We start from the raw sequence: 22,891 nt of genomic DNA, 5'->3' as shown, positions 1-22,891 counted from the left end.
TCAGGAAGTCTTGCCGGCTGCTGCCGGTTTGGCTGCGCAGTCGGCGCAGAGGCCCTGGTACAGCACGTCGGCAATCTGGATCGTCATGCCGTGGGTGTCGCTGGGGGTCAGGCACGGTGCGTGCCCGACGGCGCAGTCGACGTCCTCGATGCGACCGCAGCCGGTGCACATCGCGTGATGGTGGTTGTCATCCACCCGGGTCTCGTAGCGTGCGGGGGAGTGCGGCGGTTCGATCCGGCGCAGCATGCCCGTTTCGGTGAGGTCGGTAAGGACAACGTAGACGGACTGGAGGCTGATGTCCGGAAGGGTGGTCCGCACAATAGCTGCGACTTCGTCCGCACCTGCGTGCGGTGAATGGTCGACGGCGTCCAGCACGGCCAGGCGCTGCTTGGTGACCCGGCGTCCGTGTGCACGCAGCTGCGCTGACCACTTGTCAGTGGTTGCCGCGGAGGCTGCTGTGGAAGTCATGTATCCAGAGTAGCGCTTATTCTGATTTATTCATAATAAGGCGGTCCTAACCGTCCCGGCTTAGGGTGGTGGTGCGGCTGCGGGGTGCTGCCGCGAATCAGGAGGCAAAACGTGTCCGCAACAGCTGCCCGGCGGCAGGACCGCCTTCTGCGCGCGGGGGAATCCGAACTGCGGCTGCGCACGTTTGGGACATCCGGCCCGGCAGTGGTCCTGGTCCACGGCATTGGTGCATCCTCCCGCTATTTTGAGCCGCTGGCACGCGAACTCTCCCGCGACCACAGTGTCCACACGCTGGAACTGCCCGGTCATGCGGGGCTGGACCGGCCGCGTGAGCCGCTGACCATGGCCGGCTACGGTGCCGCAGTTGCCGGTGCCCTGCGGCAGGCCGGGATCGACGACGCCCTGCTGGCAGGACACTCCATGGGATGCCAGGTGGTGGTCGAAGCTGCGCTCGCCGACCCTTCTCTGGTGACATCGCTGCTGCTGCTGGCCCCGACGGTCAACCGGGCCGAGCGCAGCATTGCAGCCCAGGGGCTCCGGCTGGCCCAGGACACCCTGCACGAAAAGCCGGCCGTGAACCGGATTGTCTTCACAGACTATCTCCGCGCCGGTCCCCGCTGGTACCTCGGGACGCTGCGCCGGATGATGGACCACCGGATGGAAGAACGGCTGGCCCTGACAAAGTGCCCGGTGGCGGTGATCAGCGGCAGCCGGGACCCCATTGTTCCGCGCTCCTGGCTGCTGCGGCTGGAACAAACCCGCGAAGACGTTGCCCTGGGAGAGGTGCCCGCTGCCCCGCACGTGATGATGTGGACCCATCCGTCACAGACGGCCGAGTGGGTGCGCAAACTCGTCAAGGCCGCGCGGTGAGGGGGACGCAGGCAGTGGGTTCCGGCGTCGAGCGCGTACTGCACCGGCTGTGCCTGGCCGCGGCCTGGGCGGCAGACTACGCCTATGTGGCCCGCTGGCAGATTCAGGGATTCCTGCGCCGGGAGGATCCTGCCGCCTACCTGGAACCCGCACGGGGAAACGGGCGGCGGGAGCCCGTGGTGCTGATCCCCGGGGTCTATGAGGACTGGCAGCTGCTCCGTCCGCTGGCGGCAGCCCTGGGCCGGCGGGGGCACCCCGTCCACACCATAAAGACACTCGGGTACAATCGCGGCAGGATCGATGAAATGGCCCGGCGGGTGGAGCACTATCTGGCCGCAGCAGGACTTGAAGACGCAGTCATCGTGGCGCACAGCAAGGGCGGCCTGATCGGCAAGCGGGTCATGCTGGGGCCTCAGGGGCACCGTATCCGCCGGATGGTCGCCGTCAATACACCGTTCTCCGGTTCACCGTATGCCCGGTTTTTCCTGATTCCTTCTATCCGCGCGTTCTCTCCGCGCAACGCCCTGCTCCGCAGCCTGCAGGCAAGCCTGGACGCTAATGCCCGGATCACGTCGGTGTACGCGGCCTTCGACCCGCATATTCCCGGCGGCAGCAGGCTCGACGGCGCCCGCAACATCCAGCTGGAAGCCATGGGACACTTTCGGCCGCTCGGCGACCCGGAGCTCCACCGGCTGGTGGTCCGCGAACTGGAGGAAGCCGAACGCTAGCTTGGCCCCTGGGCGAGCGCACGCTCGACGGCGGACTGGACACCGGAGGTCCACGGGTCGCCGTGCCCGGTGAGTACCACCCGGGCGCCGGTATCCGCCAGCGCCTGCAGCGAGGCGAGGGCCGCGGCACTGTCCGCCGTCGCCGCGCCGGAAACAATCTGGGGGCCGCGGCCCCCGGTGTACGGATTCAGCGTCACCAGGGCATCCCCGGCGATCAGCGCACCCCGGTCCGGGAAGTGCAGCGCAATGTGCCCCGCGGTGTGCCCCGGCGTGGGGACGACCACCGGCCCACCGGGCAGGGATGCTGCGGCGTCGGCGTTCAGGTCATGGACGTCCGCTACTCCGCGGACCAGCAGGGCTCCGGCCATTGTCATGGCGCCAAGCTGCCGGAGTGAGCCCGGAAACCGCAGCGGATACCGGAACCGGGGACGTTCATGGCCGTACCGGTAAGGATGGGCCGCAATGTAGTGGTCCGCCGGGTGTGCCAGTACCGGAGCCCGGAACTCGGTGCGCAGCTTCGCCGCTGTGCCCACGTGATCAAAGTGCCCGTGGGTCAGGACGACGGCGCTAACCGAGCCGGGCCCGTAGCCAAGGGAACGCACGGCAGAGGAGATTTCATGCTGGGCAGCCGGAAGGCCGGTATCCACGATCATCACCTCACCGCCGCCCTCAACCAAGTACACATTCGTGTAGGCGTGCTCGATCAGGTGAATGCCGTCGGCAACATTGCGGGTCAGCATGGATCCTCCTTCGGCAGGGACAGCGTCCACGGGCAGACGTTCAAAGCAACATCCTAAGCACGCTTTGGGCCCCGCGGGGCGGACGGCGCCGACGCATGGCGTCAACCGGCGAAAGAGCCCCCTCGCGCTCGCCTAGACTGCTCTGGTGCCCAGACTGCTAGCTGACCTCACCCCGCTCCGGGAGAGCCGGGACTTCCGCCGGCTCTGGACCGGAACCGCGCTTTCCGCCGTCGGCACGCAGCTGACGCTGGTAGCAGTGAGCCTGGAGGTCTACGAACTTACCCAGTCCAGCCTGTACGTCGGCATGCTCGGAGTGGTGGGACTGGTGCCGCTGGTCCTGGCCGGACTGTACGGCGGGTCAGTCGTGGACGCGTACGACCGCAGGAAGGTTGCGCTGTTCTCGGCCGTTGTCCTGTGGCTGACCACCCTTGGCATTGCGGTGCAGGCCTGGCTGGGCCTGGAGAGTGTGTGGCTGCTCTTCGCCCTGGTGGCAGTGAACGCCGGCGCCGGTGGTTTGAACCATCCGGCCCGCAGCGCCATTATTCCGCGGCTGGTGCGCCCCGAGCTGCTGCCGGCAGCGAATGCCCTGAGCATGATCACCTTCGGCATCGCCATGGCAGCCGGCCCGCTGCTGGCCGGCGTCCTTGTGGGACAGGTTGGCTACGGCTGGACCTACACGATCGACGTCGTCACGTTCACCGCGGCGATGTGGGCACTGTACCGGCTGGACCCGATGCCGCCCGTGGGGCAGGTGCAGAAGGCCGGCCTGAAATCCGTTCTGGAGGGATTCACCTTCCTGGGCACACGGCCCAACATCCGCATGACGTTCATCGTTGACCTGGCTGCCATGGTGCTGGCACAGCCCCGGGCACTGCTGCCCGCCATCGGTGCCCTGATGCTCGGCGGCGGAGCGGAAACGGTGGGGATCCTGCTCGCTGCAACCGCCGCCGGTTCGTTCCTGGCCGGTCTGTTCTCCGGTCCGCTGGGACTGGTGCGCCGGCAGGGCCTGGCCGTGATGTGGTCGGTGGTGGCCTGGGGGCTGTCCGTGTCTGCCTTCGGCGTAGTGGTGGTGCTGGCAGGGGAGCACGACGGCGGCGGCGTCTCACCGTGGCTTCTTCCGGCAGCGCTGGCCATGGGGGCGGCGGGAATCGCAGACTCGATCAGCGGCGTCTTCCGCTCCACCATCCTGCAGGCGGCAACGCCGGACGCGATGCGCGGCAGGCTGCAGGGCGTCTTTGTGGTGGTGGTGGCCGGCGGTCCCCGCCTGGGGGACCTGGTAGCTGGGATCGACGCGTCCTTCCTCGGCGAAGGCTGGGCCGCAGTTGCCGGGGGCCTGGCCTGCGCCCTCGCCGTCCTGGTCCTGTCCCGGCTGCAGCCCGGGTTCGCCCGCTACGACGCACGGCATCCGGAGCCGTAAGCCGCGTCACCAGCCCGGCAGGCGCGGAACAGGGCGGGGCCCGGATACGTTAAGGCTTACGAAAAGTACCGCGGAAGGTTCTGGACCTGCACTCCTGATGGGAGGGCGGGGCCTTCCGCCCAGGAAGGATCGTGTACCCGTGCACCGACATTTCAACGGTTTGAAGACCGCAGCCCTCTTTGGGGTGCTCTTCGCCGTGCTGCTGGGCATCGGCGGCCTGCTTTCCAGCGGCACGGGCAATTCTTCGTTCATCTGGATCTTCCTTCTGATCGGGCTTGCCACCACCGCCTACAGCTACTGGAACAGTGACAAGCTGGCTATCCGCGCCATGCATGCCGTTCCGGTGACGGAGGCCCAGGCCCCGGAAATGTACCGGATTGTCCGTGAACTCTCGGCCAAGGCCAACAAGCCGATGCCCCGCCTCTACATTTCACCAACCATGGCGCCGAACGCGTTCGCCACGGGCCGCAACCCGGAGAACGCTGCGGTGTGCTGCACCCAGGGCATCCTGGCGCTGCTTAATGAACGCGAGCTGCGCGGAGTGCTCGGCCACGAGCTCATGCATGTCTACAACCGGGACATCCTCACTTCCTCGGTGGCGGCCGCGATTGCCGGCGTCATCACCTCGCTGGGACAGTTCCTGCTCTTCTTCGGCGGCGGCGACCGCCGCAACCAGAATCCGCTGGCCATGATCGCCATGGCAATCCTCGCTCCGCTGGCAGCATCGCTGATCCAGATGGCCATCGGCCGTACCCGGGAGTACGACGCCGATGAGGACGGCGCCACCCTGACCGACGATCCGCTGGCGCTGGCGTCGGCGCTCCGGAAGCTGGAAACCGGAACTCAGCAGTCACCGCTTCCCAACACGGACCAGAAGCTGGTGAATACTTCCCACCTGATGATTGCCAACCCGTTCCGCAACGGCGTACGTGGCCTGCTGGCCACCCACCCGCCGATGGCCGACCGGATCCGCCGCCTCGAAAACATGGCCGGACGTCCCCTCGGTTCCTAAGCGCAACGGCATCCACACAGAGAGTGAGCACGCATGCGGCTGATCCTCGTCCGCCACGGCCAGACGCCGTCGAACATTGAACGGCTGCTGGACACCGGAGCCCCGGGCCCCGGGCTGACCGAACTGGGACTGGCCCAGGCCGCGGCCCTGCCGCAGGCCCTGGGACATGAGCAGATCAGCGGCGTCTACGCCTCAAACCTGGTGCGCACACAGCTCACCGCCACGCCGCTGGCCAACGCCCTTGCCCAGCCCATTGAGGTGCGGGACGGGCTGCGCGAAATCTCCGCCGGGAACCTGGAGATGCGCGGGGACAGCGAATCCATCCAGGCCTACCTGCGCACCGTCTACGCCTGGGTCCAGGGTGACCTTTCCGTGGCGATGCCCGGCGGGCCGGACGGCGCGGAGACGCTTGGCCGCTTTGACGAGGTGGTCTCCGAGCTGCAGCGTGCCGGCCAGCAGACCCCAGTTCTCTTTAGCCACGGGGCGATGATCCGGGCCTGGGCCACTTCCCGTGCCCGCAACGTGTCTGCGGACTTTATTGTCCACAACACACTGAGCAACACCGGGATTGTGGTGCTTGAGTCGCGGCCCCGTCCCGAGGCCCACGGGCATGCCTGGGAGCTGCTGACCTGGCAGGGCGACGCCGTGGGCGGTTCAGCCCTCGAAGACCCGGACACCGACGGGCCCGCAGCGGAGGACGTCGAGCTGGCGCCCTAAGCGGATTCAAACCAAACAACGACGGCGGCGCTCCCCGGTCATGGGGAGCGCCGCCGTCGTCTGCTGTCCGTGGGGACGGGCTGAAGGCCTAACGGAAGTTGATGAACTGCAGGTCCACGTCCAGGTCTGCGCCCTTCAGCATTGCCATGGTGGCCTGCAGGTCGTCGCGGGACTTGGAGCTGACGCGCAGCTCATCGCCCTGGATCTGGGACTTCACGCCCTTGGGCCCTTCGTCGCGGATCATCTTGTTGATCTTCTTGGCCTGGTCCTGGGCGATGCCTTCCTTCATGGAAGCCTCGATCCGGTATTCCTTTCCGGAGGCGTAGGGCTCGCCGTCGTCGAGGGACTTCAGCGAGATGCCGCGCTTGACCAGCTTCGACTGGAAGACGTCCAGTACTGCCTTGACGCGTTCCTCCGAGTTGGCCTTCATCAGGATCTTTTCGCCGCTGAAATCGACCTCCGCACCGACACCCTTGAAGTCATAGCGCTGCGCGATTTCCTTCTGGGCCTGATTCAGGGCGTTGGCGACTTCCTGCTTGTCGATCTTGCTGACGACGTCGAATGATGACTCGCTGGCCATAGTGCGCTCCTTAGGATCTGCATTGGTAGTTGGAATCTCCTGCCCTCCAGCCTAATAGGTGGGCACGGTGTGCGGGCAGCGTCGCAGCTCACAGGGAGCACCCAGCCGCAGTGGACGATCCTCCCATCTGGCTGGGAAATGGTGGGGTTTATGAGCACTACGCGCCCCACTGACCCCAAGGAACCTCCGCGGACAGCCGTGACGGCTGACGAACAGCGGGCCCCAGTGCCGCCCGGACAACCGCTTCCGCCCGGTGCTGCAGCACAGGTGTCCTCCGCGTCGCCGCGCCGCTCGGCGGGAATCCGGCTGCGGCAGGCAGCGGCATCTTCGGTCCTGGCGGCTGTCTCGGTGACGGGGGTGGGCACCGCAGCGGCCCAGGCAAGCGGACCCCAGGAAGCGTCCGTCTTCCTTCCTTCCGGTGACGACACTGCACTGACCGTTGCGGCGGTCCAGGATGATGAGGTCCGGCAAGGCGCCGAACGCCTTGCCGGTGTCAGGCAGGACCTCGCCAACGCCGTCGCCTGGGGCAGCGTGACGGCGTCGCAGGCGGAGCATTTCTACGCCCAGATCAGCTCCCGCATCGCCCGCGGACTCTAGCCCAAAGGCCCGATTCGATTCTTGGGCGAATGTTCTGTAAAGTTGTCTTGCCCGCGGTTACCGCGGACAAAGTCTTCGCAAGAAGGCCTTCGGCAGATTACCCGAGCGGCCAAAGGGGGCTGACTGTAAATCAGCTGGCAATGCCTACGGGGGTTCGAATCCCTCATCTGCCACCGAAGAGAGAGCATCCCCGGTCTTAGGACCGGGGATGCTTTTTTGTTGCCTTAGTCCGCAGCATCGCAGCAGCTGCGGCCGCGGTCAGCGCCGGTACCAAAATCTCGGCACAAAACTGTCCGTTATGGGCACGCCCCCAAGAACTAAGTCGCTAGGGCGTCTAGTGTTTCTAAGCATGAAAGAGGACCTGGCTCTGGACCGCCTTGCCGAACAGTTCCGGGAAGCGCTGCGCGAAGCCGTGTTCCTCGTGCGACACATGGATACGGAGCTGGGCATTACCTCGAATCAGCTCGGCACCCTGCGGATGGTGGCGGGGGACGGCATGCGGGTCTCTGACATAGCCCGGAACCTCGGCGTCAAGGTTCCCAGCGCCACCGAACAGATCATTCGTCTGGAGCACGCAGGCCTGGTCCGCCGAAGCCCTGACCCGGAGGACTCACGCGGGGTACGGGTAACCCTGACGCCCGACGGGCGCCGCAAACTGACCATTGAAACGGAGCGGCGGGAGTCGCTGCTCTCCGGACTGCTCGGCCAGCTGGGTGACGGCGAACGCGAAAAACTCCGTGAAGCACTGCCGGTCATCGCGAAGGTGACAGCCATGGGGTTCTCCACGGTGAGTTGATCGCCGGCTGATCCGCACTTCACCGCAGAGCGAACAATTGCAGACATCGCCCGCCGTGGGCTATAGCGTGGCTTGTATGGCAACTATTGACATCACCGAGGCAACGTTCCCCGAAACCATTGAGGAAAACGACATTGTGTTCGTTGACTTCTGGGCGGACTGGTGCGGCCCGTGCAAGCAGTTCGCACCGGTTTACGACGCCGTCTCGCAGCAGCACGAGGACATCACCTTCGCGAAGGTGGACACCGAGGCAGAGCAGGGCCTTGCTGCCGCTGCCGGCATCACCTCCATCCCCACGCTCATGGCGTTCCGCGAAAAGGTGCTGGTGTTCTCCCAGCCCGGCGCGCTCAACGCCAACCAGTTCAGTGAACTGGTTGAAGCCGTCAAGGGATTGGACATGAAGGCCGTCCACGAGCAGATCGCAGCCCAGGAACAGGGCCAGTCTGCCGCAGGCCAGGACGGACAGGTCAGCTAGCGCTCCGGCGCCCCTCAGCTTAAACACCAGCAGGGAGCTCCTCCATTCGCGGAGGAGCTCCCTGCTGCGCATTAACACACGCCGGATCCCGCTCCGGGGGACACCTGTGGGGCCAATAATCGCCCTAGCCGGACGCACTTTTGGGTTGTAGGCTCGGACAACCCGGGGGAGCTGCGCGGCCACCGGCTGCCCGCCTGCCGGGGAACCCAGTCAACGTCGACCAAGGTTACAAGGCAAGGAATACCAATGAGCGGTAATCGAGCAGTTGCTTATATCGAACCCGGTGTTGTGGAAGTCCAGGACATCGACTACCCCACTTTCGAACTGAAGGACGGCCCGGGCGTTAACCCGGCCAATGTGGGCCGGAAACTGCCCCACGCGGCCATCCTTAAGGTCCTGACCACCAACATCTGCGGCTCGGACCAGCACATGGTCCGCGGCCGCACCACGGCACCGGCGAACCTGATCCTCGGCCACGAAATCACCGGTGAGGTGGTGGAAACCGGCCCTGATGTTGAATTCATCAAGGTTGGCGACGTGGTCTCCGTCCCCTTCAACATCTCCTGCGGCCGCTGCCGGAACTGCAAGGAACGCAAAACGGGGATTTGCCTGAACGTGAACCCGGACCGTCCCGGCAGCGCCTACGGCTACGTGGACATGGGCGGCTGGGTGGGCGGCCAGGCTGAATACGCGCTGGTGCCCTACGCAGACTGGAACCTGCTGAAGTTCCCTGATTCTGACCAGGCGATGGAAAAGATCATGGACCTGACCATGCTCTCCGACATCTTCCCCACCGGTTACCACGGCGCCGTCACGGCAGGCGTCCGTACCGGTTCAACGGTCTACATTGCCGGGGCGGGCCCGGTGGGGCTTGCCGCCGCTGCAGGTGCCCAGCTGCTCGGTGCCGCCGTCGTTATTGTCGGTGACCTCAACGAGGACCGGCTGGCGCAGGCACGCAGTTTCGGCTGCGAAACCGTAGACGTGTCCAAGGGCGATCCAAAGGACCAGATCGAGCAGATCCTGGGTGTTCCGGAGGTGGACTGCGGCGTGGACGCAGTGGGCTTCGAAGCCCGCGGCCACGGACACGGTGCAGGGCACGAAGCGCCTGCGACGGTGCTGAACTCGCTGATGGACATCACCGCTGCCGGCGGTGCGCTGGGTATTCCAGGACTTTACGTCACCGGCGATCCCGGTGGAGTGGACGAGGCAGCCAAGGTCGGTTCGCTGTCCCTCAGCCTGGGAACCGGGTGGGCCAAGTCGCTGTCCTTTACCACCGGCCAGTGTCCGGTGATGAAGTACAACCGGGATCTGATGATGGCCATCCTGAACGACCGGGTGCAGATCGCCAAGGCGGTAAATGCCACCGCGATCCGGCTCGACGACGCACCTGAGGCGTACCGGGAGTTCGACTCCGGAGCCGCGCGGAAGTACGTCATCGATCCGCACGGCGTGACCGGAGCCAACGCCAACTAGGCGCCGCCAAAGCACCGACAGCAAAGCACCCACAGCAGAGGGCCGCCGGGACGGCAGCAGTACGAATTGCGTTCCCCGGCGGTCCTTTGCACGTCCGCGTCTTCCACCTGCCGGATCCGCCTCGCTAGACTCGATGGGCCGGAGACACCCCTCCAGACTCATGGACCTCCGGCGGCACCACTCATGCGGGACACGAGTTGGAAGCGGGGACATTATGAGCGCACTCCTCACACACCGGGACGGGGCCAAATCCCTCCGCCGGGGCTCGTCCCCGCCGCACCCGGTACCTGATCTCCGCGGCGATAACGGACCGGGAGCCGCACAGTGAACGGGGCGGATACCGCCTGGGTCCTGGTGTGCGCCGGGCTCGTGCTGTTTATGACGCCCGGGCTGGCGCTGTTCTACGGCGGCATGGTTCCGGTGCGGAACGTGCTGACCATGATGATGCAGAACATCATCCCGCTGGGCATCATCACGCTCACCTGGGTGCTGGTGGGCTACACACTGGCCTTCAGCAACCAGGGGAACTCCGTCCTGGGCGAGTTCGATGCGTTCGCGCTCCTGGACGTGGACACTCCGCAGTTCCACACCGTCGCGGCCGGTGTGACCATCCCGGCCCTGGCGTTCGTGGCGTACCAGATGATGTTTGCCATCATCACTCCGGCCCTGCTCACCGGCGCCACTGCCGGACGGCTGAAGTTCGCCGGCTGGACCGTGTTCCTGGTGGTCTTTTCGATCGTGATCTATCCGCAGGTCGCGCGCTGGCTCTGGAATCCCAAGGGGTGGCTCACGCAGCTTGGTGCCCAGGACTGGGCCGGCGGCCTGGTGGTGCATGCCTCCGCAGGAGCCGCAGCCGTGGCAGTCCTGCTGGTGGTGGGACGGCGCCGGGGCTGGCCACACCTCAAGACCTCGCCCAACAACCTGCCCCTGATGCTGGTTGGCGCGGGCATCCTGTGGTTCGGCTGGTTCGGATTCAACGCCGGAGACGGCCTGCAGGCAAACGACATCGCTGCGCAGGCGCTGATAAACACCCACGTGGCCGGCGGCTCCGCCATGCTCACCTGGCTGATTGTGGAGCGCCTGACCAGCGGCCACTCCACGCTGGTCGGCGCCGTGTCCGGGGCGGTGGCCGGCCTGGCCACGATCACCCCGTGCGCCGGTTATGTGAACACCGGTTCCGCGGTGCTGATCGGACTGATCGCGGGATGCGTCTGCTGCTTCGCCGTCCGGCTCAAGCACCTGCTGCGCTATGACGATGCGCTGGACGTGATCGCCGTGCATTTTGTGGGTGGGCTGATCGGTTCGTTCATGCTGGGGTTCTTCGCGGACAGCAGGGTCAACGCGGTCAGCGCGGACGGCCTGTTTGCCGGGGGAGGCGGGATCCTGCTGTGGCACCAGACGGTGGCGATCGTCTGCGTGGTGGCCTTCTCCTTTGTGCTCAGCTGGCTGGCCGCAGCGCTCATCAACCGGACGATCGGGCTGCGCGAACCGGGTCCGGAGCAGGATTCCCTGGACCGGGTTCAGCAGGGGCAGGCGGCCTACTCCCTCAGCGGGGTTACCGCCCATCCCACCACCAGCGGCCGCGGCGCCGAGGCACCGCGGGACGAAACCGCTGCACAGCCGGGGGACGCCCGCCACGTCATCAGCGCGATCGTCAACACCGACCGGATCGACGGACTGCGCGATGCGCTGCTGATGGCCGGTGCGCGGTCCATCGAACTGATGGAAACAACGGTTTACACCGGACGGGTCCATACCGAAGTGTTCCGCTCCGACGTGCGGAAGCTGGACTTCGAGGACCGGATGCGTGTGTACGCGTCAGTGGACGACGAACACGAAGAAGCCGTTGCCGCCGTGCTCCGCCGCTTCGGCGCCGAGCCGGACTCGATCCACCGTTTGGAAATCAGCCCGTAGGCCGCCGCCGGTCCGGGCCGCGCGCGGCCCGGGTACGGCAGGTCAGCCGCGGTGCAGTGCTACCGGCTCGGCCAGCAGGGCGCTCAGGGATTCGTCCAGGTCCTGCTTGGCGGAGCCTACTGCGTGCCGGGCCAGGTCCGCTTCGGAAGCCCACTGCTCGGTCAGGACAATCCGGTCCTCGGATTCCTCGGTGATTTCATACCGGAGGCAGCCCGGCTCGGCCTGGACCTGCTCGATGGCGATCTCCAGGGCCAGCTTCACGCGGAAGAACTCTCCGGGGTTGGGAACAAATACGGCAGTCAGGTCTACGGGTGCGCTCATTCACCCAACTTTAGGCGACCCGGCCGTCGCTGAGGATAGTCAGTGCCGGCGGTGGTCCTGCGGAGCCAGCCGCGGACCCCAGGCCTGCTTGCGGAAACCGGTCAGTCCGATCAGGCGCACCACCCGCTGCCGGTGCCCGCGCCAGGGTTCCAGCAGGGCCAGCATGCCGGCGTCGTCAGTCCGCTTGCCGGTGAGCGCCGCCCCTACCTCCGCGGCCAGGTGGAAGTCCCCCACGGCAACAAGGTCGGGGGAGCCGTGCGTGCGCTGCAGGATTTCCGCAGCGCTCCACGGCCCAATGCCCGGCAGGGACTGCAGCTTGGCACTGGCCTCGCCGGCGGCCAGACCGGCCAGGCGTTCCAGGCCCGACGCCGAAGCGCAGGCACGCAGGATGGTCCGGGAACGGTGCGAATCAACACCGGCGCGGTGCCACTCCCAGCTGGGTACTCTCCGCCAGCCGGCGGCGTCAGGGGGAAGCATCAGCCCCGCAGGCACCGGCCCCGGAGCAGGCTCGCCGAAGCGCTGGACCAGGTAGCGCCAGGCATGCACGGCTTCCATCTGCGTGACCTTCTGTCCCAGCACAATCGGCACCAGCGTCTGCAGCATTCTTCCGGTAGTGGGCAGCCGCAGGCCGGGATGGCGCCGCCGGGCTTCCCGCAGCGCGGCCGGGAGGGTCGCCAGAAAGTCCGGTTCGTCGAAGGAAGACCAGTCGTCGTGTTCGCCAAGCAGCGCCGGAACAGAGGCCACGGCCTCCGCGGCGCCGGGCCCCCAGGCCTGGGCGGAAACCCGCGCCGGGGAACGCAGGGCACCGGCATGCTGGGAAAGGAACAGGGTGGCCGGACCGGAGCCGGTGCGGAAGGCGAGCCAGGCCCCGGCAGGCAGGATCCGTACCGTGGGATCAGCGGATCCGTGCGCCACGGTTCTCAGGGTGCGGGCGAGCTCCAGCGGGCGCGAGAATTCAAACTCACCGAGGCTGGAGGCCGAACCGGAAGACATGCCACCATGCTCGCACGTCCGGTATGAACTTCTGTCCCAAAACCACGGCTGCCGTAAGCAAGTTTGCTACGCCGTGTTCAGCCCGGCCTGTTCCTTCGCGGCTCAGCCAGTAACGTGGTGCCCATGAAGTATGCCAACACTGTCCTGGACCTGATCGGCAACACCCCGCTGGTGAAACTCCACCACGTCACTGAAGGCATTCAAGCCACGGTGCTGGTGAAGCTGGAGTACCTCAATCCAGGCGGTTCCATCAAGGACCGCATCGCCGTGAAAATGATCGAAGCGGCCGAGGCGGATGGCAAACTCCGCCCGGGCGGCACGGTGGTTGAACCGACGAGCGGCAACACCGGCGTCGGCCTGGCCCTGGTGGCCCAGCAGAAGGGTTACAACTGCATCTTCGTCACCCCGGACAAGGTGGGCGTGGAAAAGCGCGACGTACTGCGCGCCTACGGTGCCGAGGTAGTAGTGACGCCCACCGCCGTCGCTCCCGAAAGCCCCGAGTCCTACTACGGTGTCTCCGACCGCCTGGTGCGGGAAATTGACGGCGCCTACAAGCCGGACCAGTTCTCCAACCCGGCCGCCCCGGCCAGCCACTACGAGTCCACCGGACCCGAAATCTGGAACGACACCGACGGCTTGCTCACCCACTTCGTGGCCGGCGCAGGCACCGGCGGAACCATCACCGGCACCGGACGCTACCTGAAGGAAGTCTCTGCAGACCGCGCCTCCGGACCGGTAAAGATCATCGCCGCAGACCCCGACGGATCTGTGTACTCCGGCGGCACCGGACGTCCGTATTTCGTTGAGGGCGTGGGCGAGGACATGTGGCCCGGCAACTACGACCCCTCGGTTCCCGACGAGGTCATTGCCGTCAACGATGCCGAATCCTTTGCCATGACCCGCCGCCTGGCCCGCGAAGAAGGACTGCTGGTGGGCGGCTCCTCCGGCATGGCCGTAGTGGCCGCGCTGCGCGCCGCCAAGGACCTGGGCCCCGACGACGTCGTGGTGGTCCTGCTGCCGGACAGCGGCCGCGGCTACATTGGCAAGATCTTCAACGACGGCTGGATGAAGTCCCACGGTTTCCTGGCCGACACGGAGCAGGACGCCACCGTAGCGGATGTACTGGCAGCCCGCGGCGGGGAGGCAGCACCCTTCGTGCCCAAGACCGCCACCGTGCTGGAGGCCGTGGAACTGCTGGCCCGCCACGGCAGCAGCCTTCCGGTGCTTGTCCACGAACCGCCCGCCGTGCTCGGCGAAGTCCACGGTTCAGTGGACGAGCGCTCACTGACCGAAAAGCTCTTCCGCGGCGAAGCCAAGCCCGGCGACCCGGTCAGCGACCACCTCTCGGACAAACTGCCGCAGATCGGTGCCGGTGAAACCGTCTCCGCCGCCATGGAACGCCTGGCGGACGCAGACACCCTGCTGGTCGCCTCCGGTGGAACCTGGCACGGCATCCTCACCCGCCGCGATCTGCTCTCCTACCTCAGCGCGTAGGCCCGGCCCGCAGAGACTAACCCCGACCGCCGCTCAGCCGGCACAGGAGGAAAAACAATGACTGAAGGCTTCAACACCCGCGCCATCCACGCCGGGCAGACCCCGGACCCGACCACCGGCGCCGTGATCCCGCCGCTGTACCAGAGCACCACCTACGCCCAGGACGGGATTGGCGGACTGCGCAACGGCTACGAGTACGGCCGCGGCACGAACCCCACGCGGGATTCGCTGCAGCTTCAGCTCGCCGCTCTGGAAGGCGGACGCCACGCGTTCTCCTTCAGCTCCGGCCTGGCCGCTGAGGACGCCCTGATCCGTGCCCTGCTGGCACCCGGAGACCACATTGTCCTGGGCAACGACGCATACGGCGGAACCTACCGCCTGATCAACCGGGTGCTCTCGGCCTGGGGCATCACCAACGCCGCCGTGGACATGTCCGACACCGCGGCCCTGGAAACGGCCATCGCGGCCGGGAACACCAAGATCGTGTGGCTGGAAACGCCGTCGAACCCGATGATGAAGATTTCGGACATCGCCGCAGTGGCGCAGGCAGCGCACGACGCCGGTGCCCTCCTGGTGGTGGACAACACCTTCGCGTCCCCGTACCTGCAGCAGCCGCTGGCCTTCGGCGCGGACATCGTGGTGCATTCAACCACCAAGTACATCGGCGGGCACTCGGACGCCGTGGGCGGGGCAGTGATCCTGAACGACGACGCCGCGGCGGAGAAGATCGGATTCATCCAGTACGCCGCCGGCGCCGTTTCGGCGCCGATGGAAGCCTGGCTGACCACCCGCGGACTCAAGACCCTGGGAGTGCGCATGGACCGGCACTCCTCCAACGCGATGGCGGTGGCCCGCTGGCTGCAGGATCAGCCGGCTGTTGAGTCGGTGCTTTACCCGGGGCTGGAAGACCACCCCGGCCATGACCTTGCCAAGGCCCAGATGAAGGACTTCGGCGGTATGGTCTCGGTCAGCTTCAAGGGCGGGGAAGCCGCCGCCCGCAAGGTTGCAGAGTCAACGAAGGTCTTTACGCTCGCCGAGTCCCTGGGCGGGGTGGAGTCTTTGATGAACTACCCCTCGGAAATGACCCACGCCTCCGTCAAGGGCACTGAACTGGCCGTGCCGGAGAACCTGCTGCGTCTTTCCGTGGGCATCGAGGACCTTGAGGACCTCATCGCCGATCTGGACCAGGCGCTGAAGCAGCTCTAACCCGAAGTGGTTCAGCGGCGCCCCGTCAGGCGGCGCCGCCGGACCTTGGGGTCAGTCTGGTTGTAGAAACGGGTGCTCTGCGGCAGCCACAGCAGCACGGCGCAGGCAAGCAGCAGCGCGCCCAGTGCCATAAGCGACGGGCCGCGGAACAGCAGCGGCACGCCGGCGATCAGTCCCAGTGTGGTCAGTGTTTCGCGGCTGCTCCGCTTTCCTGCGCCCAGCCGCAGGGCGTAGAAGGCTGTGAGGGCACCCAGGGCAATGCCCAGGATGCCCAGCGTGAGCAGACCCTGGGAATCCTGGCGCTGGGTCTGCGCCGTGAACAGGAATGAACCGCCGGCCAGGACCAGGACGACGGCGGCCACCAGCCACGCTGCCGCGGCCAGCCGCATGGTTCCGGGCATCGGAGGCCGGGGATGTGTCTTACTCAAAGCTGGTTCTCCTTGTTGTGGTTCCCGCCGCCGCTGGAAGGTGGGCGGGATTCCCGTTCACTGACAACGGTAGCGGCTGCAGGGTGCCGGCCGCCGGTGGGGGTGTCCCGGATGTAACCCGCCGCCGAATCCGGGCAGATCAGCGTCAAAATTCACGACTTCAGCCATCTGCGCCATAGCCGGCGGGTAGAGTGTGGCTCGCTCGCCCGCTTGCCGACCGGCAGCGGCGCAGGAGGGAAGCAGATGGCGCAGGGACTGCGTTCACAGGCCGCGGGTGCCGCCCTGGTACTGGGCGCGGCCGTGGTCTGCGCCGGACTGCTGGCTCTGGCACTCACCCTGGCGCCGCGGGACGGCATCGACTTCCGGGTCTACAGTGCCGGAGGCCAGACTGTCCTGAAAGCCAGCGGTGAGCTGTACTCGGTGGGGATCCCGAACCCGCCCAATCCGGCGCTCATGTTCACCTACCCGCCCGCCGCTGCCCTGCTGTTCGCCGTCATGGCACCCTTCGGGGACGTCATCGGCTTCAACATTTTCTTCGGCATCTCCCTGGCCCTGACTGCGCTGACGGCACTGTGGCTGGTTGCGCACTTCAGCGGCGCCGGAAGTATCCGTGCCGTGCTGCGGGGGTTCTGGCTTCGGCCCGCGGCCCTGGTTGCCTTTGGACTGGTTGCCGCGCTGGGCCCCTGGCGGGACACCCTGGCACTGGGACAGATCAACATCATCCTGTTCGCCCTGATTCTGTTCGACTTCCTGAACCGGAACGCACAGTGGCCGCGGGGGCTGCTAACCGGGGTGGCCGCGGGTTTGAAACTGACCCCGCTGGCGTTTGCCTTCTACTTCCTGGTCCGTGGTGACTGGCAGGGGCTGCGGAACATGGCTTTCGGGTTCCTGGCGACCTTCGGGCTCGGGTTCCTGATCCTGCCGCGGGAATCGAAGATCTACTGGGGTGAGCTTTTGCCTGACACCTCGCGGGTTGGCGGGGGCGGCTACGTGGACAACCTGTCCCTGCGCGGTGCACTGCTGCACTTCGCCGGACCGGACGCGGATGTAACGCTTCCGTGGCTGCTGCTGTCCGTGGCGGCCGTGGGCGCCGCCGGCGTTGTCATCCGGCTTGCCTCCCTGGCCGGCGCAGACCTGCTTGGCCTCGGCGCCGCTGCCCTGCTGATGCTTCTGGTCTCACCGGTCTCCTGGTCCCACCACTGGGTCTGGGTTGCCCTCTTCCTGCCGCTTGTTGCCGCCGCAGTGCTGCGGCTGCCGAGGGAACGGCGCGTGCTGCGGCTGGCCGGCTGGATCCTGCTGGCAGCCACAACGGTGGCCTTCTACCTCACGCCCAAGGGCATAGGGGGTCTGCTCGGAGCGCAGAACCTGGACTCCCAGACATCGGAGTTTTGGCTGATGGCCGCCAGTGCGGGGGTGTTCTGCGGTGCGGGGATGCTCCTCTGGTTCCTGGTGCTGCTCTGGCCCGGCCGGCCACGGCGCTGGTGGCGCGCCGCACAGGTGTCCCGCGATATCCGCGTGCCCCGGACCTAGACTGTTGCCCATGACTTCCGGATCCCTGCTGGCTATCTGCCGTGTGCATGCCCTGCGGCCCACCTCCGATGCGGTTGGCGTCAGCGCGATCGACAAGCGGGCAGTCGAGGGGCCCGTCAAGGTTTACGCCCTGGGACTCACCGGCGACATACAGGCGGACCGCAGGCACCACGGAGGCGAATCCAAGGCTGTCTATGCCTATTCGCAGGAGGATGCGGACTACTGGGCTGCAGAGCTGGGCGAGCCGGTGGAACCGGGCCGTTTCGGTGAGAACCTCCGTGTGGCGGGCATCGATGCCTCACACGCGGTGGTGGGGGAGCGGTGGCGGATCGGTGCGGACGTGGTGCTGGAAGTGACCTGCCCGCGCACACCCTGCCGCAACTTCGCGCAGTACATGGGCCAGCCGCGGTGGGTGGCGCGGTTCGCAGCGGCTGGACGGCTGGGAACCTACCTGCGCGTTGTGTCCCGAGGCTCGATCCAGGCCGGAGACAGCGTGGAAATAGTTTCCCGGCCGGAACACGGCGTCACCGTGGCAGACGTGTTCAAAGGGCTCTCTCCGGAGCAGCATTCCCGCTTGTCAGACGCGGGTTCTGCAGGGATGTACCTGTCACCGGAAATCCGTAAGGTGCTGCGGCGGCAGCCCGCTGTGACGGACCCCGTTTAGGCCGTGTGCCGGACCTCACTGCCCGAATCTGCAGGCAAGCGGCTCTTATGCCGTACACTTGAGTAATCCCCCACTCCGGTATTCCCTGATTTCCCTGCGGACTTGAGTCCATTGCAGGTACGTTGTGTTGGGGCCCGCATGAAACATGCGGGCAGATTCATCTCCTGGGAGCGCCGGCAAAGAAATCGTCACACCGAGCCGCGGTCGCAACCCAGTGATACTGGCCCACAGCTGTGACGGAGAGTCCTGCCTGGGATTGCAACAGTGCCCGGACTTATGTACTCGCAGCCGCCAGAACCGGCTGCCCGGCCCCACTGATGAGGAATATCCCCTTGCCTGAGAACACCCAAGAAATTCTCGAAGAAAACACCGCCGCCGCTGAAGAAGCTGAAGAAGCACAGGTGCTGTTCTCCGATTTCAACCTGGATGCACGCATCCTCGCTGCACTGACCGACGTCGGCTACAAGACCCCGTCGCCCATCCAGGCAGCCACCATCCCCGTTCTGCTCGAAGGCAGAGACGTCGTGGGCCTGGCCCAGACCGGCACCGGCAAGACCGCAGCCTTCGCTGTTCCCGCGCTCTCCCGCATGGCTGAGATCGCCGAGGTCAACGGACCCACCAAGGACACCCAGATCCTGGTCCTGGCCCCGACCCGTGAACTTGCCCTGCAGGTAGCAGAGGCCTTCACCTCCTACGCCGTGCACATGGACGACTTCACCGTGCTGCCCGTCTACGGCGGTTCCCCCTACGGCCCCCAGCTCGCCGGCCTGCGCCGCGGTGCACAGGTTGTAGTTGGCACCCCGGGCCGCGTGATCGACCACATCTCCAAGGGTTCGCTGGACCTGTCCAACCTGCAGTACCTCGTCCTTGACGAAGCTGACGAAATGCTGCGCATGGGCTTCGCTGAAGACGTTGAGCAGATCCTCTCCAGCACGCCGGATGAGAAGCAAGTTGCCCTCTTCTCCGCCACCATGCCGGGCGCGATCCGCAAGATCGCCAAGAAGTACCTGAACAACCCGGCTGAAATCACCGTCAAGTCCAAGACCACCACCGGCGTGAACACCCGCCAGCGGTACGTGCAGGTCATGGGCCCGCACAAGCTTGACGCCATGAGCCGCATCCTCGAGACCGAGGACTTCGACGGCGTCATCGCCTTCGTGCGCACCAAGATGGCCACCGAGGACCTCGCAGACAAGCTGAAGTCCCGCGGCTACAAGGCCGCCGCCATCAACGGTGACATCCCGCAGCAGCAGCGCGAGCGCACCGTCGAGGCACTGCGCGACGGCAAGATCGACATCCTGGTCGCCACCGACGTCGCCGCCCGCGGCCTGGACGTTGAGCGCATCAGCCACGTCTTCAACTACGACATCCCGCACGACACCGAGTCCTATGTGCACCGCATTGGCCGCACCGGCCGTGCAGGACGCAGCGGCGACGCCATCCTCTTTATGACCCCGCGGGAGAAGTACCTGCTGCGCGCCATCGAGAAGGCCACCCGCCAGCCCGTCGAGCACATGCAGTTGCCCGGTGTTGACGTTGTCAACGCCAAGCGCCTGGCCAAGTTCTCGGAGCGCATTACCGAGACCCGGAACACCGAAGACCTCTCCGTCTTCCGTGACCTGGTCACCAAGTACATCGCCGAGAACGACGTTCCCGCCGAAGAAATCGCCGCTGCACTGGCCGTTATGGCCCAGGGCGGACGCCCGCTGCTGATGGAAGAAATTCCGCAGGCACCGGCCCGCCAGCGCGAGCGTTCCGAAGGCCGCAACGACGGCTTCGGCTCCCGCGGCCCGACGCGCCCGCTGACCGAAGGCAACGCGACGTACCGCATCGCCGTCGGCCGCCGCCAGCGTGTTATGCCCGGCTCGATCGTCGGTGCCATTGCGAACGAGGGCGGCCTGTCCTCCTCGCAGATCGGCGGCATCGATATCCGCGCCGACCACACCCTCGTGGAACTGCCCGCTGACCTTTCCAAGGACCAGCTGCGTGCCCTGTCCCGCACCCGGATCGGCGGAGAGCTGATCCACCTGGAACTGGACAAGGGACGCCGCCCGTCCCGCGAAGGCGGCTCCTACGACCGCGCTGACCGCGGCTTCAAGAAGGACTTCAAGAAGCGCGACGGCGAGCGGTCCTTCGGTGACCGCGGTTCGGACCGCCCGTACAAGAAGAAGTTCGACGGCGACCGCAGCTTCAGCAAGCCGGCCGGTGCCGGTGCCGGTGCGCGCAAGCCGCGTTTCCGCGACTAAGAGTTCCTGACAGATTGGGTGTCCCCGGAAGGGGGCACCCAATCTGCGTTTAACGCCGGTTTGCTCCCCGGCTGGCAGCCATCCGGACAGCCTCTGTCGGATGTGCAGGGCGGCTTCGACGGACACGGTACAGGTGGACGAACCATAGGGCCGGTCCCAGGGCAGGGAAGCCAAGGACTCCCAGCAGGCACAGGAGCTTTATGCCCGGTGCCAGGTGTTTCTGCCGGGCCAGGGAAATAACGGCAGCGACGGTCAGCGCCAGGATGACGGCTCCCATGGCGGTAACCACGAACTCCCACCAGAAGGGCATTATCGGGTTGACGCCTTGATCCACGCGGTCCTCCTCAGCAAACGGCGCCGCCTCTCGGCGCGGTTTCGAGTCAGTCTGCCACAGCAGGTTCGCCGCTGAGGGAATCAGCGGCTTGCCTGGCGTCCCTGACATCACGCCGCAGCTGCAGCACGTCTGCCGCCAGCTCGGCGAGGTCCCTGAGCGTGGCCTCCTGTTCCCCCGTGAGGCTGCGGGCACGGCGGTCCATGATGCACAGGGTGCCAAGGGCCAGGCCTCCCGCGTTGTGCAGGGGCACTCCGGCATAAAAGCCAAAACCAGGTGAGGCTGCCACCAGCGGGTCTTCGGCGGTGCGCGGGTCATGCTGCACGTCATCAACAATGAACGCGATGTCCTCGCGCACGGTAACCGGGCAGAGCGAGTCAACCGAGTCCGCTGAACCGCGCTCTGTGCCGCTGCCGGACATGGTCCAGACCCGGTCCGCGCCCACTATTGAAACTGCGGCTACGGGAACGCCCAGCAGCCGCGCGGTAAGGGCAGTGATTCTATCCAGCACCGGATCCGCTTCCGCTTCCCCCGAAGCGCCCAGTTCCTCAGCAGCGCGGATACGCTCCGGGTCCGATGCGATGCTGCGCCGTCCGCGCCCGGCCCTGGTGAGATCCTGCATGACCTCGGAGACTTCGTGGGCGGAGGGCCGGTCAGCCGGATCCAGTGCCGTCATGGCCTTCAGGATTGCCACCCACTCCGGTCCCAGGGATTCGGGAATCTCCGGGGCGCGGAACAGGCGTGCGAGGGCGCTTTCCACCGCCATGCCCGGGAAGGCGCGTTCGCCGGTGAGGCAGCGCAGCAGCACCAGCCCCAGGGAGTACACGTCGCTGGGCGGACCAGCGGGTTCGGACCGCACCTGCTCCGGGCTCATGAAGCCGGCAGTTCCAGTGAATTCGTCACCCTGCGGGTTGGGATCCCCGGCCATCTGCGCGACGCCGAAGTCGGTCAGTTTGGCGCGCAGCCTGGTCTCGTCTTCGCGGTAGTCAAAGAGCAGGATGTTGGCGGGCTTGATGTCCCGGTGCACAATGCCGCCGCGGTGCATGTAGTCCAGACCGATTGCCAGATCATAAGCCAGGTACGCAACCTGGCGCGGGGGCAGCGTCCCCTTGGCCAGCCGGCGGCTCAGGTCCGAGCCCTGGACCAGCTCCATGGCCAGCCACACGATGGAGGTGCCCGACGGCGAGACCTCCGTGCCGGCGTCGAACAGCGTGATCAGGCTGTGGTGGTTGAGCTGGGAGAGGACCTTGGCCTCGGCCTCGTTCCGGCTGCGTTCTTCTTCCGTGCGGGCGAGGGATGCAATCAGTTTCACGGCCACTTCCCGGCCCAGGAGTTCATCCAGAGCGCGGTGCACCGATCCCATGGAACCGGTGCCGATCCGCTCCTGCAGGCGGTACCTGCCGCCCACAACCGTTCCTGGACCCATTTGCCTAGGCATCCGCGCACTCCTGTAAGAATCTGATCCTGCCGGCGGGGGAAACGGCGGTGAGGAAACCCTGTTGTTTCCTGTGTCTTATTCTACGTTCGGGGTTGCTCCGAAGGCGGCAAGACGGGCCGCTGACCTGCGAAGACAGTGTCTTCGGTCACAGAAGGCCAAATCGGCCCGGCCCGATTTCGTGATGCGGAGAAAGTACTGGTAGAGTCTTATGTCGTTGCCCCGGTGAGGGGCGATGCCCCGATAGCTCAGTGGTAGAGCGCCATCTTGGTAAGATGGAGGTCCCGGGATCGATTCCCGGTCGGGGCTCTCAATGGGAGGGTCCGCGTTTGTAAGCCTGTTGTTCAACACTAGGCGAAGCACGCGGGCTTGACTCATTTATGGCGGTGTAGCTCAGTTGGTTAGAGCGCACGACTCATAATCGTGAGGTCGGGAGATCGAGCCTCCCCACCGCTA

Annotated in this window: 23 protein-coding genes and 3 tRNA genes; 18 read left to right on the top strand and 8 right to left on the bottom strand. The window is 66.2% G+C overall.

Annotation, left to right across the window (positions count from 1 at the left end):
• On the bottom strand, window positions 1–468 hold the full coding sequence (locus ACWGQ2_RS05145) for a Fur family transcriptional regulator (RefSeq protein WP_422402422.1): 468 nt from the start codon (window positions 466–468) through the stop codon (window positions 1–3).
• A 111-nt stretch (window positions 469–579) separates the two neighbouring features.
• Between ACWGQ2_RS05145 and ACWGQ2_RS05140 the strand changes: the two genes are divergently transcribed.
• Both ACWGQ2_RS05140 and ACWGQ2_RS05135 read left to right on the top strand, forming a co-directional pair.
• The gene (locus tag ACWGQ2_RS05140; protein ID WP_452014963.1) at window positions 580–1,338 is read left to right on the top strand and encodes an alpha/beta fold hydrolase; all 759 of its coding nucleotides are present in this window, start codon (window positions 580–582) and stop codon (window positions 1,336–1,338) included.
• Window positions 1,335–2,066 (top strand): esterase/lipase family protein, encoded by a 732-nt coding sequence (locus tag ACWGQ2_RS05135; protein WP_452014961.1) that lies wholly within the window; start codon window positions 1,335–1,337, stop codon window positions 2,064–2,066. The genes ACWGQ2_RS05140 and ACWGQ2_RS05135 overlap by 4 nt, the downstream gene beginning before the upstream one ends.
• On the opposite strand, the gene ACWGQ2_RS05130 is transcribed toward ACWGQ2_RS05135, so the two are convergent.
• Window positions 2,063–2,806, bottom strand: a complete 744-nt coding sequence (locus ACWGQ2_RS05130; RefSeq protein WP_452014959.1) for an MBL fold metallo-hydrolase — start codon at window positions 2,804–2,806, stop codon at window positions 2,063–2,065. The two genes, ACWGQ2_RS05135 and ACWGQ2_RS05130, sit on opposite strands and share 4 nt — an antisense overlap.
• A 145-nt stretch (window positions 2,807–2,951) precedes the next feature.
• On the opposite strand from ACWGQ2_RS05130, the gene ACWGQ2_RS05125 reads away from it, so the two are divergent.
• The 3 genes from ACWGQ2_RS05125 to ACWGQ2_RS05115 all read left to right on the top strand — a co-directional run bounded on the left by ACWGQ2_RS05125 (window position 2,952) and on the right by ACWGQ2_RS05115 (window position 5,952).
• Window positions 2,952–4,223: an MFS transporter gene (locus tag ACWGQ2_RS05125; protein WP_452014957.1), complete on the top strand. Its 1,272-nt coding sequence runs from the start codon at window positions 2,952–2,954 to the stop codon at window positions 4,221–4,223.
• Between the two features lie 139 nt (window positions 4,224–4,362).
• Entirely contained in the window at window positions 4,363–5,235 is an 873-nt protein-coding gene (gene htpX, locus ACWGQ2_RS05120; protein ID WP_452014955.1) for a zinc metalloprotease HtpX, read from the top strand.
• A gap of 33 nt (window positions 5,236–5,268) precedes the next feature.
• On the top strand, window positions 5,269–5,952 hold the full coding sequence (locus tag ACWGQ2_RS05115) for a histidine phosphatase family protein (protein WP_452014953.1): 684 nt from the start codon (window positions 5,269–5,271) through the stop codon (window positions 5,950–5,952).
• Between the two features lie 88 nt (window positions 5,953–6,040).
• On the opposite strand, the gene ACWGQ2_RS05110 is transcribed toward ACWGQ2_RS05115, so the two are convergent.
• The gene (locus ACWGQ2_RS05110; RefSeq protein ID WP_055239270.1) at window positions 6,041–6,532 is read right to left on the bottom strand and encodes a YajQ family cyclic di-GMP-binding protein; all 492 of its coding nucleotides are present in this window, start codon (window positions 6,530–6,532) and stop codon (window positions 6,041–6,043) included.
• Window positions 6,533–6,682: 150 nt separating this feature from the next.
• On the opposite strand from ACWGQ2_RS05110, the gene ACWGQ2_RS05105 reads away from it, so the two are divergent.
• The 6 genes from ACWGQ2_RS05105 (at window position 6,683) to amt (ending at window position 11,787) form a co-directional block, all read left to right on the top strand.
• Complete coding sequence (locus tag ACWGQ2_RS05105; protein ID WP_452014951.1) at window positions 6,683–7,129, top strand: hypothetical protein; 447 nt, start codon at window positions 6,683–6,685, stop codon at window positions 7,127–7,129.
• A gap of 91 nt (window positions 7,130–7,220) precedes the next feature.
• Window positions 7,221–7,302, top strand: a tRNA-Tyr gene (locus tag ACWGQ2_RS05100).
• 176 nt (window positions 7,303–7,478) lie between these two features.
• Window positions 7,479–7,925: a MarR family winged helix-turn-helix transcriptional regulator gene (locus tag ACWGQ2_RS05095; protein WP_452014949.1), complete on the top strand. Its 447-nt coding sequence runs from the start codon at window positions 7,479–7,481 to the stop codon at window positions 7,923–7,925.
• Between the two features lie 76 nt (window positions 7,926–8,001).
• Window positions 8,002–8,400 (top strand): thioredoxin, encoded by a 399-nt coding sequence (trxA, locus tag ACWGQ2_RS05090; RefSeq protein WP_422402432.1) that lies wholly within the window; start codon window positions 8,002–8,004, stop codon window positions 8,398–8,400.
• A 246-nt stretch (window positions 8,401–8,646) separates the two neighbouring features.
• Window positions 8,647–9,873, top strand: a complete 1,227-nt coding sequence (gene fdhA, locus ACWGQ2_RS05085) for a formaldehyde dehydrogenase, glutathione-independent (RefSeq protein WP_452014947.1) — start codon at window positions 8,647–8,649, stop codon at window positions 9,871–9,873.
• 324 nt (window positions 9,874–10,197) lie between these two features.
• Window positions 10,198–11,787 (top strand): ammonium transporter, encoded by a 1,590-nt coding sequence (gene amt, locus ACWGQ2_RS05080; protein WP_452014945.1) that lies wholly within the window; start codon window positions 10,198–10,200, stop codon window positions 11,785–11,787.
• 42 nt (window positions 11,788–11,829) lie between these two features.
• Here the strand turns inward: amt and ACWGQ2_RS05075 are convergent, their stop codons facing one another.
• Both ACWGQ2_RS05075 and ACWGQ2_RS05070 read right to left on the bottom strand, forming a co-directional pair.
• The gene (locus ACWGQ2_RS05075; protein WP_452014943.1) at window positions 11,830–12,108 is read right to left on the bottom strand and encodes a putative quinol monooxygenase; all 279 of its coding nucleotides are present in this window, start codon (window positions 12,106–12,108) and stop codon (window positions 11,830–11,832) included.
• A gap of 39 nt (window positions 12,109–12,147) precedes the next feature.
• Window positions 12,148–13,101, bottom strand: a complete 954-nt coding sequence (locus ACWGQ2_RS05070) for a DNA-3-methyladenine glycosylase family protein (RefSeq protein ID WP_452014941.1) — start codon at window positions 13,099–13,101, stop codon at window positions 12,148–12,150.
• Between the two features lie 123 nt (window positions 13,102–13,224).
• Between ACWGQ2_RS05070 and ACWGQ2_RS05065 the strand changes: the two genes are divergently transcribed.
• Together ACWGQ2_RS05065 and ACWGQ2_RS05060 are read left to right on the top strand one after the other, a co-directional pair.
• Window positions 13,225–14,595, top strand: a complete 1,371-nt coding sequence (locus tag ACWGQ2_RS05065; protein WP_452014939.1) for a cystathionine beta-synthase — start codon at window positions 13,225–13,227, stop codon at window positions 14,593–14,595.
• A gap of 57 nt (window positions 14,596–14,652) precedes the next feature.
• The gene (locus tag ACWGQ2_RS05060) at window positions 14,653–15,801 is read left to right on the top strand and encodes a cystathionine gamma-synthase (protein ID WP_452014937.1); all 1,149 of its coding nucleotides are present in this window, start codon (window positions 14,653–14,655) and stop codon (window positions 15,799–15,801) included.
• Between the two features lie 11 nt (window positions 15,802–15,812).
• Here the strand turns inward: ACWGQ2_RS05060 and ACWGQ2_RS05055 are convergent, their stop codons facing one another.
• On the bottom strand, window positions 15,813–16,229 hold the full coding sequence (locus tag ACWGQ2_RS05055; RefSeq protein WP_452014935.1) for a hypothetical protein: 417 nt from the start codon (window positions 16,227–16,229) through the stop codon (window positions 15,813–15,815).
• A gap of 243 nt (window positions 16,230–16,472) precedes the next feature.
• On the opposite strand from ACWGQ2_RS05055, the gene ACWGQ2_RS05050 reads away from it, so the two are divergent.
• The 3 genes from ACWGQ2_RS05050 (at window position 16,473) to ACWGQ2_RS05040 (ending at window position 20,669) form a co-directional block, all read left to right on the top strand.
• A complete protein-coding gene (locus tag ACWGQ2_RS05050; protein ID WP_452014933.1) occupies window positions 16,473–17,759 on the top strand; it encodes a glycosyltransferase 87 family protein in 1,287 nt (428 codons plus the stop codon).
• Window positions 17,760–17,769: 10 nt separating this feature from the next.
• Window positions 17,770–18,423, top strand: a complete 654-nt coding sequence (locus ACWGQ2_RS05045) for an MOSC domain-containing protein (RefSeq protein ID WP_452014931.1) — start codon at window positions 17,770–17,772, stop codon at window positions 18,421–18,423.
• A 317-nt stretch (window positions 18,424–18,740) separates the two neighbouring features.
• Window positions 18,741–20,669: a DEAD/DEAH box helicase gene (locus ACWGQ2_RS05040; protein ID WP_452014929.1), complete on the top strand. Its 1,929-nt coding sequence runs from the start codon at window positions 18,741–18,743 to the stop codon at window positions 20,667–20,669.
• 49 nt (window positions 20,670–20,718) lie between these two features.
• On the opposite strand, the gene ACWGQ2_RS05035 is transcribed toward ACWGQ2_RS05040, so the two are convergent.
• The gene (locus ACWGQ2_RS05035) at window positions 20,719–21,003 is read right to left on the bottom strand and encodes a PLDc N-terminal domain-containing protein (RefSeq protein ID WP_452014926.1); all 285 of its coding nucleotides are present in this window, start codon (window positions 21,001–21,003) and stop codon (window positions 20,719–20,721) included.
• Window positions 21,004–21,049: 46 nt separating this feature from the next.
• Window positions 21,050–22,438, bottom strand: a complete 1,389-nt coding sequence (locus tag ACWGQ2_RS05030) for a protein kinase domain-containing protein (protein ID WP_452014924.1) — start codon at window positions 22,436–22,438, stop codon at window positions 21,050–21,052.
• A gap of 234 nt (window positions 22,439–22,672) precedes the next feature.
• Here ACWGQ2_RS05030 and ACWGQ2_RS05025 point away from each other — a divergent pair.
• Window positions 22,673–22,744 (top strand) — tRNA-Thr (locus ACWGQ2_RS05025).
• Between the two features lie 73 nt (window positions 22,745–22,817).
• Window positions 22,818–22,891 (top strand) — tRNA-Met (locus ACWGQ2_RS05020).

The organism is Arthrobacter sp. NPDC055585, assembly GCF_053619115.1.
The sequence above is the reverse complement of the archived record's forward strand: the minus strand, read 5'-3'. Positions and strand labels throughout refer to the sequence as shown.

Coding starts and splice junctions, on each gene's coding strand:
- ACWGQ2_RS05050 (WP_452014933.1), top strand. CDS start 16,473: ATGGCGCAGGGACTGCGTTCACAGGCCGCGGGTGCCGCCCTGGTACTG.
- ACWGQ2_RS05040 (WP_452014929.1), top strand. CDS start 18,741: ATGAGGAATATCCCCTTGCCTGAGAACACCCAAGAAATTCTCGAAGAA.
- ACWGQ2_RS05045 (WP_452014931.1), top strand. CDS start 17,770: ATGACTTCCGGATCCCTGCTGGCTATCTGCCGTGTGCATGCCCTGCGG.
- ACWGQ2_RS05105 (WP_452014951.1), top strand. CDS start 6,683: ATGAGCACTACGCGCCCCACTGACCCCAAGGAACCTCCGCGGACAGCC.
- ACWGQ2_RS05145 (WP_422402422.1), bottom strand. CDS start 468: ATGACTTCCACAGCAGCCTCCGCGGCAACCACTGACAAGTGGTCAGCG.
- fdhA (WP_452014947.1), top strand. CDS start 8,647: ATGAGCGGTAATCGAGCAGTTGCTTATATCGAACCCGGTGTTGTGGAA.
- ACWGQ2_RS05095 (WP_452014949.1), top strand. CDS start 7,479: ATGAAAGAGGACCTGGCTCTGGACCGCCTTGCCGAACAGTTCCGGGAA.
- ACWGQ2_RS05130 (WP_452014959.1), bottom strand. CDS start 2,806: ATGCTGACCCGCAATGTTGCCGACGGCATTCACCTGATCGAGCACGCC.
- ACWGQ2_RS05115 (WP_452014953.1), top strand. CDS start 5,269: ATGCGGCTGATCCTCGTCCGCCACGGCCAGACGCCGTCGAACATTGAA.
- ACWGQ2_RS05070 (WP_452014941.1), bottom strand. CDS start 13,101: ATGTCTTCCGGTTCGGCCTCCAGCCTCGGTGAGTTTGAATTCTCGCGC.
- ACWGQ2_RS05060 (WP_452014937.1), top strand. CDS start 14,653: ATGACTGAAGGCTTCAACACCCGCGCCATCCACGCCGGGCAGACCCCG.
- ACWGQ2_RS05065 (WP_452014939.1), top strand. CDS start 13,225: ATGAAGTATGCCAACACTGTCCTGGACCTGATCGGCAACACCCCGCTG.
- ACWGQ2_RS05030 (WP_452014924.1), bottom strand. CDS start 22,438: ATGCCTAGGCAAATGGGTCCAGGAACGGTTGTGGGCGGCAGGTACCGC.
- trxA (WP_422402432.1), top strand. CDS start 8,002: ATGGCAACTATTGACATCACCGAGGCAACGTTCCCCGAAACCATTGAG.
- ACWGQ2_RS05110 (WP_055239270.1), bottom strand. CDS start 6,532: ATGGCCAGCGAGTCATCATTCGACGTCGTCAGCAAGATCGACAAGCAG.
- ACWGQ2_RS05075 (WP_452014943.1), bottom strand. CDS start 12,108: ATGAGCGCACCCGTAGACCTGACTGCCGTATTTGTTCCCAACCCCGGA.